Below are 15647 nucleotides of genomic sequence, written 5' to 3'. Positions count from 1 at the left end.
TGACTCCCGGCGCCCGATCAGCGTTTCGGACTGAACCCGACTGAACCCGACTGAATCAGCCTGGACCAGCTGGCATCTCTCAGTGACCGCGGCCGGTCAGCGTGCGCAGCGGTCCGGGCTCGGCCAGGAGCTTGGCCGGCGGCCCCGTCTGCACGACCACCCCCGCGTCCATGACGACGACGTGGTCGGCCTGCTCGGACCACTGCAAACGGTGAGTGATCTCGATGATCGTCGCCTGGGGAAGATAGGTGCGCACCCCGATGCGCACCCGCTCGTCCAGCTCAGGATCCAGGTGGGAGGTGAACTCATCGAGGATGAGCACCCCGGGGCGGGCCAGGAGCGCACGCGCCAGTGCCAGGCGCTGTCGCTGGCCACCTGACAGGGACTGGCCGCGCTCGCCCACGAGAGTGTGGTAGCCGTCCTCGAGGGCCTCGATGTCCTCGTCGATGCAGGCGGCTCGGCACGCCCGGCGCACCTGGGCATCGCTGGCCGACGGCGCCGCCAGGCGCACATTGTCCGCAATAGTGGCCCGCATGAGGTGGACCCGCTGATCCACCATGCCGATCTCCTGATAGAGGCTGACGGCACGCAGATCGGTCACGTCCTGGCCGTCGATGAGAATGCGGCCCGAGTCCGGCTCATCGAAGCGCACCGCCAGCTGGGCCAGTGTGGACTTGCCCGACCCTGAGGCCCCCACAATGCAGGTCCACCTTCCGGCCCTGGCTCTGACGCTGGCGCCGCGGACGGCCTGGGCGGCAGTGTTGGGGTAGGAGTAGGTCACGTCCTGCCACAGGACCTCGTGGGAGATGCCGGCGGTCAGCTCCTGATCGCCGTCGTGCACCTCCACGGGCGCGTTGACGACCTCCCACACTCTCTCTGCTGAGGCGAAGGAGGCATTGAGCGCACTCGAGAACTCCTCGACGCCGCGCACGGTGTCGGACAGCCGCAGCACCGCGGCGGCCGCGGCAGCCAGGAGGGGGACACCTGCGCTGGAGCCGGTCGCGGGCACCATCGCGCCCACGGTGACGACGGCGATCGGTGCGGTCAGACCCGCCAGCTGGTTGAGGCCTCGTCTCACGGAGGCCCATTGGCCGCTTGGTCTGGCGGCACCTGCGATCTCGGCGTCGATCCTGGCCATCTCATCCAGACGCTCCTGGCTGCGCCCGTACCCGACGACCTCGCTCATGCCCTGAACGGTGTCGGTCACGTGCTGGGTGAGATCCGCCCGCGCCGCCGAGACCGAGCGGGAGGCATCGGCGGAGGCGGCGAACCCCAGGCGGGGCACGATGAGCAGCTGGGCCACCACGAAGGGGAGCGCCGCCAGGGCCACCAACCAGGACACCCGCAGACCGATGACCGTGAGCACCGTGATCGGGACGATGACGGCGGAGGCCGCCGGAGCAAAAGTGTGGGCGAAGAAGACCTCGATCCGGTCCACGTCCTTGGTGGCCCGTGACAGGAGGTCGCCCGAGCGCGACGTCGCACTGACCCTGGGGGAGCGGGGGATGAGGGAGCGGAAGATCTGACCGCGCAGCAGCTCGAGCGCCTTGAAGGCCACCAGGTGGCCGAGGAACTGCTCGGCGTAGCGCAGGGCCGCCTTGAGCAGGGACAACCCCGCCATGACGGCCAGTACCGGCCAGATGGCGGACACCGGTGCGTCAGTCGTCATCGCCAGACCCGCCCGGGCCACGGCGTAGGCCCCCAGGGAGAACAGGGCCACTCCGCACAGCAGGTCGATGATGCGGCACAGGGTGGAGCCCAGCAGCGGTGAGAGCACCGGGCGGGTGACCTGAAGCAGCCACCGCACCAGCTGCGCACGCGAAGGAGGCGCCTGCGTGGAGGCGGCCCGACCGGCCCCGCTGCGCTGCCCCGAGCTGCCGGCTGCCCGCGAGCGGGGCGCTGATGAGCGCCCCGTCTGCTTCGATCGGATCATGCCCGCTCCTCCTGGTGATCACCGTCGGTGGCCTTGGAGGAGGGGGCGTCGGCCTCGTGGGCGTTGGGTTCAGCGGCTTCCTCGCGGGGTGCCGCGCCGGCAGAACCGGGTGCCCCGGCTCCGCCCGCCTCATGGACCGCCCCGGCCTCGACCTTCACGGTCCGATCCGCTGCTGTCAGCGCCCCGACGCGGTGCGAGATGGTGACGACGGTGCGGCCCTGGGCCAGCTGTTCAATGGACTCGACGATGGCCGCTTCGCTGGCCAGGTCCACCTGACTGGTGGGCTCATCCAGGAGCAGCACGGGGCGGTCGGCCAGGAAGGCGCGTGCCAGGGACAGGCGCTGGGCCTGACCGCCCGACAGTCCCAGCCCGGCCTCACCCACCTGTGTCTCCAGCCCCTCGGGCATGAGTGCCACCTCCTTGTCGAGGCGGGCCACCTCCAGGGCGTGCCACATCTGTGACGGCGTCGCGTAGGGCTGGGCCAGGCGCAGGTTGTCGGCGATCGTCCCGGTGAACAGCCAGGTCGTCTGCGCCACCAGTGCGGAGGCGGAGCGCACCTCGTCCTGCGTGGCGGCACTCAGCTCGGTGCCCTCGACCCGCACGGACCCGCCGCTGGGCAGCAGGTTCCCGGCGAGCAGCGCCATGAGCGTCGACTTTCCCGCTCCCGAGGGGCCGACTACTGCCAGGCTCTCGCCACGCCGCACGCTCAGGTTCACGCCCTCCAGCACGGGATCCGCCTCCCAGGTGGCCTCGACGTCGTCGAGCACGATGGATGCCTGCGCGGTCGCAGCGGGCGAGGTCCTGGCTCCGGGAGTCGCGGTGGAGCGGGGCAGAGGGCGCGACAGAATCCCGCGGATGGCGCGCTGATTGGCCATCCCGCCCATGCCCACGTAGAAGAAGGCGCCCACGTGGTCCAGCGGCTCAAGGAGCACATAGGAGGTCAGGACGATCGCCAAGGCGTCACCGACGTCGATGACACCGGTCGACAGACGCATCAGGGCCAGACCTGCGGCCACGGTGATGAGGAAGAGCGAGAACAGGCCGTCGGTGAGCAGGATGACGAGCTGGTTGCCCGCCAGCAGCCCCATGACGGCGCGCCGGTTCGTCTCCCCCTCCAGGCGCAGGCGCGCGCTGGTGCGTTCCGCGGCCCGGGCCAGGGTGAGGGTCCGCAGTCCCTGGATCGCGTCGAGGTACTCGGCGGCCAGGCGCATACGAGCCCGTCGGGAGTCCGACGACGAGGCCCGCAGCCGTGAGTGGCACCAGGCGATGAAGGCCGGTACCACGATGACGGCCGCCGCCAGGACCAGGGCGGGAACGACGTCGACGAAGGCGGCCAGCTCGATGAGCACCAGCAGAGGAGCCGCTGCGGCCGCCAGCGTCGGGGCCAGGAAGGTCTGCCGGTAGAGAGCCACGCGCTCGGCACCGTCGGTCAACAGGGAGGCGGTCGCACCGCTGCGGACGTCAGCGGCGCGCGCCGGACCCAGCCCCAGCAGGTGAGCCAGGGTGAGCCGGCGCAGGTGCGCCTCCTCAGTGAACGCACTGAAGCGGGCGACCCGCTGAGCCGCCAGCTGGCAGGCGGCGCTCACGGTGGCCGCGGCCAGAGCCTGGGCGAGCAGGCCCACTGTCGATGAGGAGCTCAACAGTGCGCCCAGCGCACGTCCGGTGGAGATGAGGCACCACCCGGACCCCAGGGCACCCAGGAGCGTCAGACCGAATGAGAGGGCGCCTGCGCGGCGCCCGGCGGGCGAGGAGACGACAGGGCGGGGCGGGGAACCGCGGCGCAGTGGCGCAAGAATGGGCGCGGGGGATCGGCGTGAGCTCATCACGGTCCTGAAGGCGAGAAACGGGCTGGGGAGGCCCCCAGCGTATCGATCAAGACGGGCTGTTGTCAGGGGCGGTGAGTATCTCGCTGAGATCACGGGCTACCAGGAGGAATCCCACCTCCGCTGCTCAAGGGAGTGGTGAGAGTCACGAAATGTGGCGGACTGGTGTGTTCACCTGCGCGAACGTCATAGCGTTGTCCTGCCGGGCTGCCGCCTGCGGCCCGCGACGACACACGTCTCGAAGGAGTCCTCGATGGCAAACGCTCCCGTCAACATCACCGTCACCGGTGCTGCCGGCAACATCGGCTACGCCCTGCTGTTCCGCATCGCCTCCGGCGCCCTTCTCGGCCCGGACCAGCGTGTCAACCTCCGCCTGCTGGAGATCCCGCCGGCCGTCAAGGCCGCTGAGGGGACCGCTATGGAGCTGTTCGACTCCGCCTTCTCGACCCTGGGCAGCGTCGACATCTTCGATGACGCCAAGGCTGCCTTCGAGGGCGCCAACATCGCCTTCCTCGTCGGCTCCATGCCCCGCAAGGCCGGCATGGAGCGCGCCGACCTGCTCTCCGCCAACGGCGGCATCTTCGGTCCCCAGGGCGAGGCCCTCAACGCCGGCGCCGCCGAGGACATCAAGGTGCTCGTCGTGGGCAACCCCGCCAACACCAACGCCCTCATCGCGGCCTCGCACGCTCCCGACATCCCCTCCTCGCGCTTCACGGCCATGACCCGCCTGGATCACAACCGCGCCCTGGCTCAGCTGGCCACCAAGGCCGGCTGCCACGTCACCGACATCGACAAGGTCACCGTCTGGGGCAACCACTCCTCCACCCAGTACCCCGACCTCACCCAGGCCACCGTCAAGGGCGCCCCCATCACCGACATCCTGGCCGACCGGGCCTGGGTCGAGAACGACTTCATCCCGACCGTCGCCAAGCGCGGCGCCGCCATCATCGACGCGCGCGGCGCCTCCTCGGCGGCCTCGGCCGCCTCGGCCGCCATCGACCACGTGCACGACTGGGTGCTGGGCACCTCCGGGTCCTGGACCTCCTCCTCGATCATGTCCGACGGGTCCTACGGCGTGCCCGAGGGCATCATCTCCTCCTTCCCCTGCACCTCGGAGAACGGTGAGTGGAAGATCGTCCAGGGTCTCGAGATCGACGACTTCTCCCGCGGCAAGATCGACGCCTCGGCAGCCGAGCTCGTCGAGGAGAAGAACACGGTGGCCTCCATGGGGCTCATCTGAGTCCCTCGAACCGTCCGGCTCGGCGTCCGGGCTCGGCCTGAGCTGCCACTCGGGTCCGACCCGCTCGTGGTACGGACCACCTTGGGTGTGGAGCCGTGCGGTCCCTTCCGTTCCTGCCCGGGTCCTCGCCGCTCATTCGAGCGGCGAGGACCTTTTTCATGCCTGTGGTGGATGGGGCGGCGGACGGATTGTTGGCATTGCTGGTATAGACCTGTGGTTGATGACCAGTATAATGATTGTTTGCGCAATGTATGTTTGAGTTTCGCTCAGTTTAGGTCTACTCTCCTGGCGAGTTCAGATGACTAGACAACATCTGATCTCCCCGCCCGCGGCAACGGTGCCGTGGTCATGAGACACCGTCGTTTCTAAGGAGCAGTCCCATGCGTCCCACCCACTACCTCTCCCGCCGTGCTGTGCTGGCGGGTCTGGGAACCACTGCAGTCGCCGCCACCCTGGCCGCCTGCGCGACCTCCGGCAGCTCCGGCTCGAAGTCCGCTGGAGCCGCCGGTGAGGGGGACGCCAGCGAGGTCGACGTCGTCACCTGGTGGTCGGCGGGCTCGGAGAAGCTCGGCCTGGACGCCCTGGTCAAGGTCTTCAACCAGCAGTTCCCCAAGACGAAGTTCGAGAACAAGGCCGTCTCCGGCGGCGCCGGCAGCCAGGCCAAGCAGAAGCTCGCCGCGGACCTGGCCGCCAAGAACCCGCCGGACACCTACCAGGCCCACGCCGGCGCCGAGATCAAGGACCACATCGAGGCCGGCTACCTGCTGGACGTCTCCAGCCTCTACGAGGAGTTCAAGCTCAACGAGGCATTCCCGGCCACCCTCATGGACCGCCTCAAGGACTCCGACGGCAAGATCTACTCGGTGCCCTCCAACATCCACCGGGCCAACGTCGTGTGGGCCTCGGTGCCCGCGCTCAAGGCCGCCGGGCTCGACCCGACCAAGCCCGCCACCACCATCGACGCCTGGATCGCCGACATGGAGAAGGTCAAGGCCGCCGGCCTGACGCCCATCACCATGGGCATGGCCTGGACCCAGCTCGAGCTGCTCGAGACCATCCTCATCGCAGACCTCGGGGTGGACGCCTACAACGGGCTCTTCGCAGGCAAGACCGACTGGGGCGGTGCCGAGGTCACCAAGGCGCTGGGACACTACAAGACCATCGTGGGGTACACCGACTCCTCCCTCTACACCGAGGACTGGGAGCCCGCCATGAAGCCCATCATGGACGGCAAGGCCGCCTTCAACGTCATGGGCGACTGGGCGGTGGCCGGCTTCGACGCCGCCGGCAAGAAGGCCGGTCAGGACTACGTCTACTTCCCGGTCCCGGGCACCGACGGCGTCTTCGACTTCCTGGCCGACTCCTTCACCCTGCCCGACGGTGCCAAGCACCCCGGTGGAGCCAAGAACTGGCTCAACGCCATCTCCTCCAAGGACGGTCAGATCGCCTTCAACACGGTGAAGGGATCCATCCCCGCCCGCACCGACCTCACCGACGAGGAGAAGGGCAAGTTCTCCGAGTACCAGCGCTCGGCCATGGAGTCCTTCGCCAAGGACAAGATCGTCTCCTCCATCGCTCACGGCGCGGCCCTGCCCTCCAAGGCCACCAACGCGATGAACGACGCCCTGACCAAGTTCGCCCAGGGCGCCTCCGACGTCACCGCCCTGCAGGCCGACCTCAAGGCCGCTGCCGCCTCCTGACCGGTTCCCCGGGCGGGGCGGACCGGAGCGGACGCACGGTCCGCCCCGCCCGGGACCGACCTCTCGCCGATCATCCGGCCGGCGGTCATCACTACGACAGACGGATCCTTCCGCCATACACGCATCAGGAGAACCTTGTGAGCACCAAGAGCGCCCCCGTGCGGCGCCGTCGGGCGAGCTGGAGGCAGTGGGGGCCCGGCCTCCTCCTCATCTCGCCCTCGATCATCCTCGTCGGCGTCTTCGTCTACGGGATGATCGGGATCAACATCAACACCTCCCTGCTGGACATGCACACCGCCGGTCAGGTCTCCGGACGCAGGGGAACCACCGTCGTCGGGCTGAGCAACTTCACGACCCTGTTCGGCAACCCGGACTTCCGGCACTCCTTCATCAACCTCGTCCTGTTCACCGTCACGTTCCTGGCCGGAACCCTCGTGGTCGGCTTCCTATGGGCCTGGCTCCTGGACCGCCCCATCAAGGGGGAGGGCGTCTTCCGCTCCATCTTCCTGTTCCCCATGGCCGTGTCCTTCGTGGCCTCGGGCGTGGTGTGGCGGTGGCTGCTGAACTCTGCGCAGGGCGAGAGTGCCTCCGGGCTCAACCGTCTGTTCGAGATGACCGGTCTGAGGTTCCTGGAGAACTCATGGACCCAGAACACCACCTGGGGCATCCTGGCCATCGCGCTGCCGGCCGTGTGGCAGCTGGCCGGCTACGTCATGGCGCTCTTCCTGGCGGGCTTCCGTGGCATCCCCGACGACCTGCGCGAGGCCGCCCGGGTCGACGGTGCCAGCGAGTGGCAGCTCTACAAGTCGATCATCTTCCCCCAGCTGACCCCGATCGCCCTGAGTGCCGTGATCATCATCGGGCACATGTCCCTGAAGTCCTTCGACCTCATCATGTCGATCACGGACCAGCGGACATACTCCACCAAGGTCCCGGCCATCGACATGTTCAACTTCATGACCGACAACGACTACTCCAACGCCGCCGCCGTCGGCACGATACTTCTGGTTCTGGTCGCGATCGCCGTCATCCCCTACCTCATTCACGACGCCAAGGGCAGGAGGTGAGCGGCGATGGCACAGGCACTCACGACGCGCAGCCCGCGCCGCCCCGGCTGGGGGCAGACCGTCCGGTTCATCCTGCTGCTGGCCTCGGTGGTCCTCGTTCTCATCCCGGTCTACGTCCTGCTGGTGACCTCCTTCAAGGGCTCCGCCGACGCCGACCCCTCGCGCACCTGGTACCTGCCCGAGGTCTGGGTCACCAAGAACTGGACCAACGCCTGGCACCAGCTCAGTGGTGGGCTGCTGCGCTCCCTGGCCCTGGTCATCCCCTCCTCGATCATCTCGGCGATGCTGGGCAGCGCCAACGGGTTCGTCCTGTCCAAGTGGCGCTTCCCCGGGGCCAACGTGGTCTTCACCCTCATCCTGTTCGGCATGTTCATCCCCTACCAGGCGGTCATGATCCCGCTCATGCGACTGGTGACCAGCGCCGACCTGGGCTTCGGGATCCACACGCTGATCCTCATGCACGTCGTCTACGGCATCCCGATCACGACGCTCATCTTCCGCAACTACTACGAGACCATTCCCAACGAGCTCATTGAGGCGGCCAGGGTCGACGGAGCCGGCATGCTTCGTACCTACGTCTCGGTGGTCCTGCCGATCTCGGTGCCCAGCTTCGTCGTGGTCCTCATCTGGCAGTTCACCTCCGCCTGGAACGACTTCCTGTTCGCCCTGTTCTTCGGCGGCGGGGCACAGTCCGGGCCGGTGACATTGGCGCTGAACAACCTGGCTCACGGGTCGATCCTGGCCGACTACGGTGCCTCCATGTCCGGTGCGCTCATCGCCTCGGTGCCGACCCTGGCGGTCTACATCCTGCTGGGCAAGTACTTCGTCGGCGGCCTCATGGCCGGATCCGTCAAGGGCTGAGGCCGGCCCGGCCCCTTCGCTCCCGTCATCCACCTGCTCTCACATCCGGCTGCCGCCCTCGGCTTGGGGACGGCAGCCGGATGTGATGTGATCGGGTCATGGCACGTCGCAGCTCCAAGCGCCCCTACGGGCAGGGGCACATCCCCCTGAGCATGGACCGTCTCGCCTCCGTGCCGCGCACCCAGACCGGTCCCGGCGGGGCGGACTTCACCGTGCGCCACCTGCGCGGTGGGGACAAGTCCTACACCTGCCCCGGCTGCCACCGCGTCATTCCTGCTGGGACCGCGCACGTGGTGGCCTGGAGCAACGAGTCGCTCTTCGGAGCGGACCGGGGCCTGGAGGAGCGGCGCCACTGGCACACCTCCTGCTGGGAGCGCCGTCTCTGGTAGCCGGGAGGGCAGGAGGAACGCCGGCGGTCACACCAGCGGTTCGGGAGAGCGCTCCTCCCAGCCCGGCAGCAGGCGGTCCAGCGCGAAGCGCAGCGGCACGATATCCCCGTCACGTCCGCCTTCGCCGATGGTCATCGGCACAGGTTGGCTCTCGGGCCTGACCCCGCGTAGGCGCTGCCCCAGGCTCAGTGGCATCGACAGGACGTAGTAGCGCCCCTCCGTGTCGATACCGACCGTCTCATCGGCTCTCAGATACCAGCCGCGCAGCGGGGTGCGGGCACTGCCGCCCGCGTAGCCGCGCACCCGCAGAGGAACGTCCTCAAGGCCCTCCTTGCGTGCGACCCTGAGGAAGAGCCCCACGATGTGGGAGGCCCGGGTGTGCTCGGCGTCCTGACGCTCCCGGAGCATGCGGGCCCGCTGCATGGCCGCACGACGACGCGACGCCGCCCAGTCGGAGTCACCAGAACCGGAGGTGCTGGTCGACTCTGTCTCGAACCGGGCGGCGTCGTCGGGTGTCACGACTGCGTCTCAGCGACGCCCTTTGCCCTGGCGGGGATGGCGGTTGCCGGAGTTGCCGGAGCCGCCCGAGCTCTTACCGGGGGCCGGGACGTGCTCAATGCGACCGGCTCCGCCCTTCTGAGTGTTCTTCGGGGCCGACTGCGCACCCGCCTGCTGGCCGCCGCCCGAGGCCGCAGCGGCTTTGTTCTCGGTCGGCGCGGGGGCCGCCGAGGTGGCCGACGGCGCGGAGGCGGCGCTGCTCGAGCCGGCGGAGCGCGCGCTGCCTGCGCTGCTGGATGCGGCCGGTTCTGCCGACTCGGCGGAGGACTGGTCCGAAGCCGGAGTCGGCTCCTGAGGCAGAGCAGCGACGTGGTCGCTGAAGGTGGGGGCCTGAGGCAGTGCCCCTCCCAGGACGCCGCGCATCTCGGTGAGGTAGGCGGCGACCGAGTCGCGCTGGCGCTCCAGCTCCTGGAGCTGACGGGCGGCCACCTGGGCGGTGACGTCGGCGTCCGCGCGGGCGTCGCTGACGATCTGCTCGGCCTCGATCCGGGCCTGTGCCAGAGTCTCCTCGGCCTGGGAGACCGCCTCCTCCTGGCGCTTGCGGGCCTCGGCGTCGGTGCGCGCGCGGACCTCCTCGGCCCGGGACAACGCCTCCTGAAGACGCTCCTCGGCCTCCTGGGCCTGGATCTGGGCCTGCTCCTGCATCTCGCGGATGCGCTCGCGCGTGGCCTCGTGGGCGTCAGAGTCCTCCTGAGCGGCCTGCTCGTGGGCCGCGGCGATCTCCAGGGTGGCCTGCTGGCGCAGCTCGGTGGCCTCGGAGCGGGCTGCGGCCGCCTCGTCGGTGGCCGAACGACGCAGCGTCTCCGACTCGTTGCGCGCCGAGGTGAGGATCTCCTCGGCCTCGCGCTTGGCCTTGCCGACGGTCAACTCGGCCTCCTGCTTGGCGGCCGAGAGGATCTCCTCGGCCTTCGCCGTGGAGGTCTTGTGCAGCTCGTCGGCCTCGGCCGCGGCCGCCTCGCGGTTGGCGGTGGCATCGCGCTCGGAGGTGATGGCGATCTCGGCGGCCTGCTTGCGGGCCTGGGACAGGACCAGCGCGGCCTCGCGCTCCGCGGTGGCTCGCATCTCGGTGACGGCTGCTTCGGCGTCGGCGGAGATCTGGGCGGCCTTGCGTGAGGCGGAGGAGACCAGCTCCTGGGCGCGGGCCTCGGCGTTGGCCAGGGCTGTCGAGGCCTCACCCTGGGAGCGGGTGCGCAGCTCGCTGGCCTCGCGGCGGGCGTCGGCGAGCAGGGTCGCCGCCTCTGAGGCGCTGCGTTCGGAGAGGTTCTTGGCGTTGGTGCGGGTCCGGGTCAACAGGGCGTCGGCCTCGGCATTGGCCTTGGACAGGACGGAGGCGCTCTGCTCCTCGGCGCTGCGAAGCAGCTGCTCGATCCGTGAGCCCAGGCCGGCGTAGGTCGGTTTGTCGGACTCCCGCAGCCGGCGCTGGGCGTCAGCCAGCTCGCCGGCCAGGGTCATGGCGCGCTGGTCAAGGCTGGCCACCTCGCGACGCGCGTCGGCCAGCTGGCGTGAGAGCTGCTCCAGCTTCCGGTCGACCTGGGCGCGGTCGTAGCCGCGCATCGTGATGGCAAACTCGCTGTATTCCTCAGCCACGTCGGGTTCCTCCTCCTGGCGAGCCGGGGACGCTCACCACCAGGCCAAGCCTAACGATTGGGTGTGATCGGGAAGGTAACCACGAAAGTGTGACCATGCGCACAGAGAGATGGTGGTGATTCAGTTCTCCTGGCCCCGTGAGAGGGGTGGCGGATGGTGACGCCGATGGTCTGCCGGGAAGCATCCGATCTCGCGCGAGCGTTTCTCCGCGCGTTCCTCCGGCTGCGCTTCGAGACAAGGGCGTTGCTCGGTGGGCCGGTGGGGCACTTTCTGCTGGTGGAGTCTCGGGAGATATCGCTTCGCTCAGCGCGTGTCTTCTTGTGATCTTGCGCTGAGGTCGGTGCGGTCGCGGGGTCCTCCATGCGATTCTGGTTCCTAGGCGGGCGCACGGTGAGCGCTCGCAGCGATACCCGGCTCCGTAGCCGGTCGTCGTCAACCGTGTCCGCGAGCATAGGAGACCCGCGTCGTGAGTCGACGTATCTTGAGCGTGGCGGTGACCGTCCTCGGGCTGGTCCTCGTCGCCCTGGCCGTTTGCTCGGCCACCATCTGGAAACCCAGCTCCAAGGTCGAGGCGAAGCTCGCCTCCGGTCCTTCTCAGCCCTACGTCATCACAGCCCCCGGGGTCCTCAGTGGCGCGGAGTCCGACGTCGTCGTGACCGCGAGCTCCTCCGATGGCAAGGAGGTCCACCTCTTCGTGGCCAGGGCGGCCGACCTTGACGCCTGGATGAGCCCTGACGCCGATAATGCGCTGCCCCACACGGTGGTCACCGGTATCGACACCGACGCCGGAACCCTGTCCTCCAGGGACGAGACCCAGTACTGCCCCCCTGCCAACGCCACTCCCGCTCCTTCCACGGCCGCCCCTTCTGCGGCGGCGTCCTCGCAGCCATCCGCCTCCTCGCAGCCATCCCCTTCCGCGCAGGCCGGTGCCTCGAAGTGCTCGGAGCGCAAGGCCAAGGCCGTGACCGCCTCGGGCTCCGACATCTGGCTGGGGGAGAAGACCGGCGGCTCGTCGGTCACCTTCAACACCGCGGAGGACGCTGACCGCGCCATGCTGCCGCGTAAGAACGTCGACGAGCAGGTCGTCCTCATGGCCATGACCGATGGCAAGGCCCCGGCTCCCAGCCTGACCGTCTCCTGGACGCGGCAGGTGGAGACCCCCTGGTACTTCTATGGGGGGCTGGGTCTGGGTGGCCTCTTCGTGCTCGTGGGGGCCTTCCTGTTCTTCATCGACCTCCAGCTGCGCCGCGCCAACGTCGATCGGCGGACCCGTTCCGCCGAGCGGGCGGCCCGCATCGCCAACGCCGACTCCGTCTCCACCGAGGGCATCCCTCAGGTGGACGATCCCGACCGACGCCTGACCCGCCGAGAGCTGCGGGACAAGGAGCGTGCCGAGGCATCGGGCGAACCCTGGACCGACCCGCGCACGGGGCGCGTCTACCTCGACGGCATCGAGACCTCCTCCGTCCCCCAGGCGTCTGAGGCGCTTCCCGCCGACGGATACGACTTTGGCCCCGCTGCCGGGCTCAGTGGTGGGACGAGTGGCGGGCTCGGTGACGGACCTGACGGCGCCTACGGTGAGGGCCACGGCGGTCAGGGCGACCATGCGGTTGCTGGGGTCGCCCGAGGCGCCTCGGTCGTTCCCGGTCTTGATGAGGCCGCCACCCAGGAGCACCGAGCCGCCCGGGAGCCGGAGGGCCTCCAGGACGGTGAGGCGCTGGCGATCACCGCGGATGCCGTCAACGTGCCCGACTCGTCGGCTCGCCCCAACCCCCCGGCTCTCAGTGATGCTGCCGCCGGCGCCGGTCACATGGCCGTGGGCGTCGACCAGCTCGCCGACCAGCCCTCCGAGGTCCAGGACCACTCCCGTTTCGCGCCGCCGGAGTACCGCACCAGCCACGTGGCAGGCGATACCGGTGCGCCGTCCTTCGAGACTGACACCGCTGAGCCCCAGGACGTAGCGGCCTCGGCCCCGTCGAAGGACCCCAGTGTCCAGGTGCCGACCGGATTCGCCCAGCCGGAGGTGACCGACGTGTCGCTGAGCTGGAGTGAGCAGGAGGTCGAGCCGTCGAAGGGGACCCCCTTCTCGCCGAGCAGCTTCGGTGACTCCTCAGCGACGTCGACCACCGTGTCCTGGCCCTCCTACTCCGACGGCGTCGAGCTGCCTCCCGAGGCTGACCCCGCCGTCATCCAGGCCGTCGACGCCGAGCCACTTGCCGAACCAGACCCGACCGCGGACCCCGACAACCAGGAGCGCGCATGATGTCCACCCGTCGAGCCTTTCTGAGTGCAGGCGGTGCCTCCGCCCTCGCCCTGAGCCTGGCCGCCTGTTCGCGGTCCCAGCCCAAGACCGCCGAGACCCAGGCCTCCGGTACACCGATCGCCGAGCCCGTCCTCAACGACAAGCAGCTCGCCGAGATCCTCCAGCGCGTCCAGACCGGCCTGGCGACGGCGGACAAGGAGAAGAATGCGGACAAGGTCAAGGAGGTCATGTCCGGACCGGCTGCTCGGATCCGTGCCGCTGAGTACGCCACCGCCTCCGCCAGTGGGAACGACTCGTTCATCCACGCCATGACCACGAAGATCCAGGGCGGGGGAGTGGGGCAGACCGTCGGTTTCCCCCGTAACGCCGCCGTCGCCTCGGAGGGTGACAAGAGCGTCTCGATCATCTCCCTGGAGCAGGGCTCGGCCCGGGACCAGTTCAAGGTGTGGGCCTGGGTGCAGGGATTCGCCGCGCAGGCGAGCATTCCCGTGCTGACCAAGCAGTCGGCCCAGCGTGCCAAGCAGGTGACGGCCGAGTCCACCGGGCTGGTCGCCACCCCCAAGGCGGTCCTCGACTCCTATGTCGACGCGCTCAACCACCCCGACGGCGAGAACGGCAAGGCCTTCCCCGAGGACAACCTGCGTCGAAAGGTTCAAGACGCCCGAAAGACCGACCTGAGCAACTACGGGGAAGTGACCGTGACGGCGGTCCCCGGTCAGGACGGGTTCCAGGGCCTCCAGCTGGAGGAGGGGGACGGCGGGGCGCTGGTCTTCACCACCTTGTCCTTCACAGTGGTCTACAAGCGCACTGTTGATGGCTCCGACCTCACCTTGCAGGGCGACGTCGCCGCCCACATGGGTGGCAACCAGAAGATCGTCGGTACCGTCACCGCCACCTACGACTCCATGGTCGCCTTCTCCATCCCCAAGGAGGGAAGTGGCGAGAAGGTGACCGTTCTGGGCGCCGAGACAGCGCTCATGAAGGTGGATCGGGATGATTCCAAGACGCCCGCCCCCACGGCGTCGGCGTCGGCCAAACCGTCCTGATCGCCGCTGATCCCCGGCCCGGCTCCGTGACCGCTCGGAGTCGGGCCGCTGGTGCGCCCAGGCCTCTGATCAGCATGAGGCCCGGCAACCGCGCCGGCGCGCAAGGACACCGAAAGACCCAGACCATTGAAGCAACCGGGCTGCGGCCCGAGGAAGGCAGAGCCTCCATGAGCATGTTCGGCGCCGTCGACCTGTCCAGTTTCGCCCCCGCCAAACCTGCCGGCCCAACCGGTGGGACCCCGAGCCCTGCCACGAAGGGCCCCGCAGGAGCGGCAGGGGCCGGCCTGCAGGTGCCGCTCGTCGTCGACGTCGACGCCTCCAGTCTGCGCGACGTCGCGGAGGTCTCGACCCAGGTCCCCGTCATCGTCGTCCTGCACAGTCCGCGCAGCCAGGCCAGTGCCGATCTCGCCACCGTCCTGGAGCAGCTCGCCGGTCAGTACGCCGGCCGCTTCCAGCTGGCGCGCGTGAACGTGGATACCGCCCCGGAGGTCGCTCAGGCCCTCCAGGCTCAGGCCGTTCCCACGGTTGTGGCCCTCATCGCGGGCCAGCCGGTGCCGATGTTCCAGGGGGCGGTGCCCCAGGAGCAGCTGGGCTCGGTCATCGACCAGCTGCTGGAAGTGGCGGCCGCCAACGGTGTCAACGGCACCATCGCCGTCGACGGCGCGGCCGGCGCCGACACTCAGGCAGAGCCTGAGGAGACAGAGGTCGAGCGGGCCGCCCGCGAGGCCATCGAGGCCGGGGACTTCGCCGCTGCCGAGGAGGTGTACACCCACGCCATTGCCCAGAACCCGGGCGACGACGACCTCAAGGTGGCCCGCAACCAGGTACGCCTCATGGCCCGGCTGGACGGCCAGGACCCCCACGAGCTCCTGGCGGCGGCAGATGCCGCGCCCACGGATCTTGCTGCGGCTTTGGCCGGTGCCGACGCCGCTCTGGCCCTGGGTGACGTCAGCGCCGCTCTGGGGCGCGCGCTGGAGGCCGTGCGCACCCACGCGGGGGAGGAGCGGGAGACGGCCCGGCTGCGACTGCTCGAGCTCTTCGAGGTCATCGGCTCCACCTCGCCGGAGGTCGCCCAGGCCCGCCGCCGCCTGGCCGCCATGCTCTACTGAGCCGCTGAGCCCTGCTGAGGATCTGGCAGCACCCAGCGCATACGGAGTAGCGCCCCTCACCAGTGCGGTGA

At 69.3% G+C, this 15647-nt stretch carries 12 protein-coding genes; 8 read left to right on the top strand and 4 right to left on the bottom strand.

Annotated elements, in window-relative coordinates:
* Positions 1–79: 79 nt before the first annotated feature.
* Both BKH28_RS09315 and BKH28_RS09310 read right to left on the bottom strand, forming a co-directional pair.
* Positions 80–1933 (bottom strand): amino acid ABC transporter ATP-binding/permease protein, encoded by a 1854-nt coding sequence (locus BKH28_RS09315; RefSeq protein ID WP_075418541.1) that lies wholly within the window; start codon positions 1931–1933, stop codon positions 80–82.
* Positions 1930–3756, bottom strand: a complete 1827-nt coding sequence (locus BKH28_RS09310; RefSeq protein ID WP_075418540.1) for an ABC transporter ATP-binding protein/permease — start codon at positions 3754–3756, stop codon at positions 1930–1932. The genes BKH28_RS09315 and BKH28_RS09310 overlap by 4 nt, the downstream gene beginning before the upstream one ends.
* 253 nt (positions 3757–4009) lie before the next feature.
* On the opposite strand from BKH28_RS09310, the gene BKH28_RS09305 reads away from it, so the two are divergent.
* The 5 genes from BKH28_RS09305 (at position 4010) to BKH28_RS09285 (ending at position 9013) form a co-directional block, all read left to right on the top strand.
* Positions 4010–4996 (top strand): malate dehydrogenase, encoded by a 987-nt coding sequence (locus tag BKH28_RS09305; RefSeq protein WP_075418539.1) that lies wholly within the window; start codon positions 4010–4012, stop codon positions 4994–4996.
* A 380-nt stretch (positions 4997–5376) separates the two neighbouring features.
* Positions 5377–6696, top strand: coding sequence for an ABC transporter substrate-binding protein (locus BKH28_RS09300; protein ID WP_075418538.1), 1320 nt, complete (start codon positions 5377–5379; stop codon positions 6694–6696).
* Between the two features lie 137 nt (positions 6697–6833).
* Entirely contained in the window at positions 6834–7763 is a 930-nt protein-coding gene (locus tag BKH28_RS09295) for a carbohydrate ABC transporter permease (protein WP_075418537.1), read from the top strand.
* A 6-nt stretch (positions 7764–7769) separates the two neighbouring features.
* Positions 7770–8624, top strand: a complete 855-nt coding sequence (locus tag BKH28_RS09290; RefSeq protein WP_075418536.1) for a carbohydrate ABC transporter permease — start codon at positions 7770–7772, stop codon at positions 8622–8624.
* A 98-nt stretch (positions 8625–8722) separates the two neighbouring features.
* Entirely contained in the window at positions 8723–9013 is a 291-nt protein-coding gene (locus tag BKH28_RS09285) for a hypothetical protein (RefSeq protein ID WP_075418535.1), read from the top strand.
* A gap of 27 nt (positions 9014–9040) precedes the next feature.
* Here the strand turns inward: BKH28_RS09285 and BKH28_RS09280 are convergent, their stop codons facing one another.
* Positions 9041–9532: a hypothetical protein gene (locus BKH28_RS09280; protein WP_075418534.1), complete on the bottom strand. Its 492-nt coding sequence runs from the start codon at positions 9530–9532 to the stop codon at positions 9041–9043.
* A gap of 9 nt (positions 9533–9541) precedes the next feature.
* Positions 9542–11158: a DivIVA domain-containing protein gene (locus BKH28_RS09275; protein ID WP_075418533.1), complete on the bottom strand. Its 1617-nt coding sequence runs from the start codon at positions 11156–11158 to the stop codon at positions 9542–9544.
* Between the two features lie 466 nt (positions 11159–11624).
* On the opposite strand from BKH28_RS09275, the gene BKH28_RS09270 reads away from it, so the two are divergent.
* From BKH28_RS09270 to BKH28_RS09260, 3 genes are all read left to right on the top strand, one after another.
* The gene (locus tag BKH28_RS09270) at positions 11625–13421 is read left to right on the top strand and encodes a hypothetical protein (RefSeq protein WP_075418532.1); all 1797 of its coding nucleotides are present in this window, start codon (positions 11625–11627) and stop codon (positions 13419–13421) included.
* Positions 13418–14467, top strand: coding sequence for a Tat pathway signal protein (locus BKH28_RS09265; protein ID WP_075418531.1), 1050 nt, complete (start codon positions 13418–13420; stop codon positions 14465–14467). Before BKH28_RS09270 ends, BKH28_RS09265 begins: the two co-directional genes overlap by 4 nt.
* 167 nt (positions 14468–14634) lie before the next feature.
* On the top strand, positions 14635–15576 hold the full coding sequence (locus BKH28_RS09260) for a tetratricopeptide repeat protein (protein ID WP_075418530.1): 942 nt from the start codon (positions 14635–14637) through the stop codon (positions 15574–15576).
* The last annotated feature ends 71 nt before the right edge of the window (positions 15577–15647 follow it).

It is taken from the genome of Actinomyces oris (assembly GCF_001937665.1).
Lineage (GTDB): Bacteria > Actinomycetota > Actinomycetes > Actinomycetales > Actinomycetaceae > Actinomyces > Actinomyces stomatis.
Note: the sequence above shows the minus strand (reverse complement) of the source record. Positions and strands in the feature narration are given on the sequence as shown.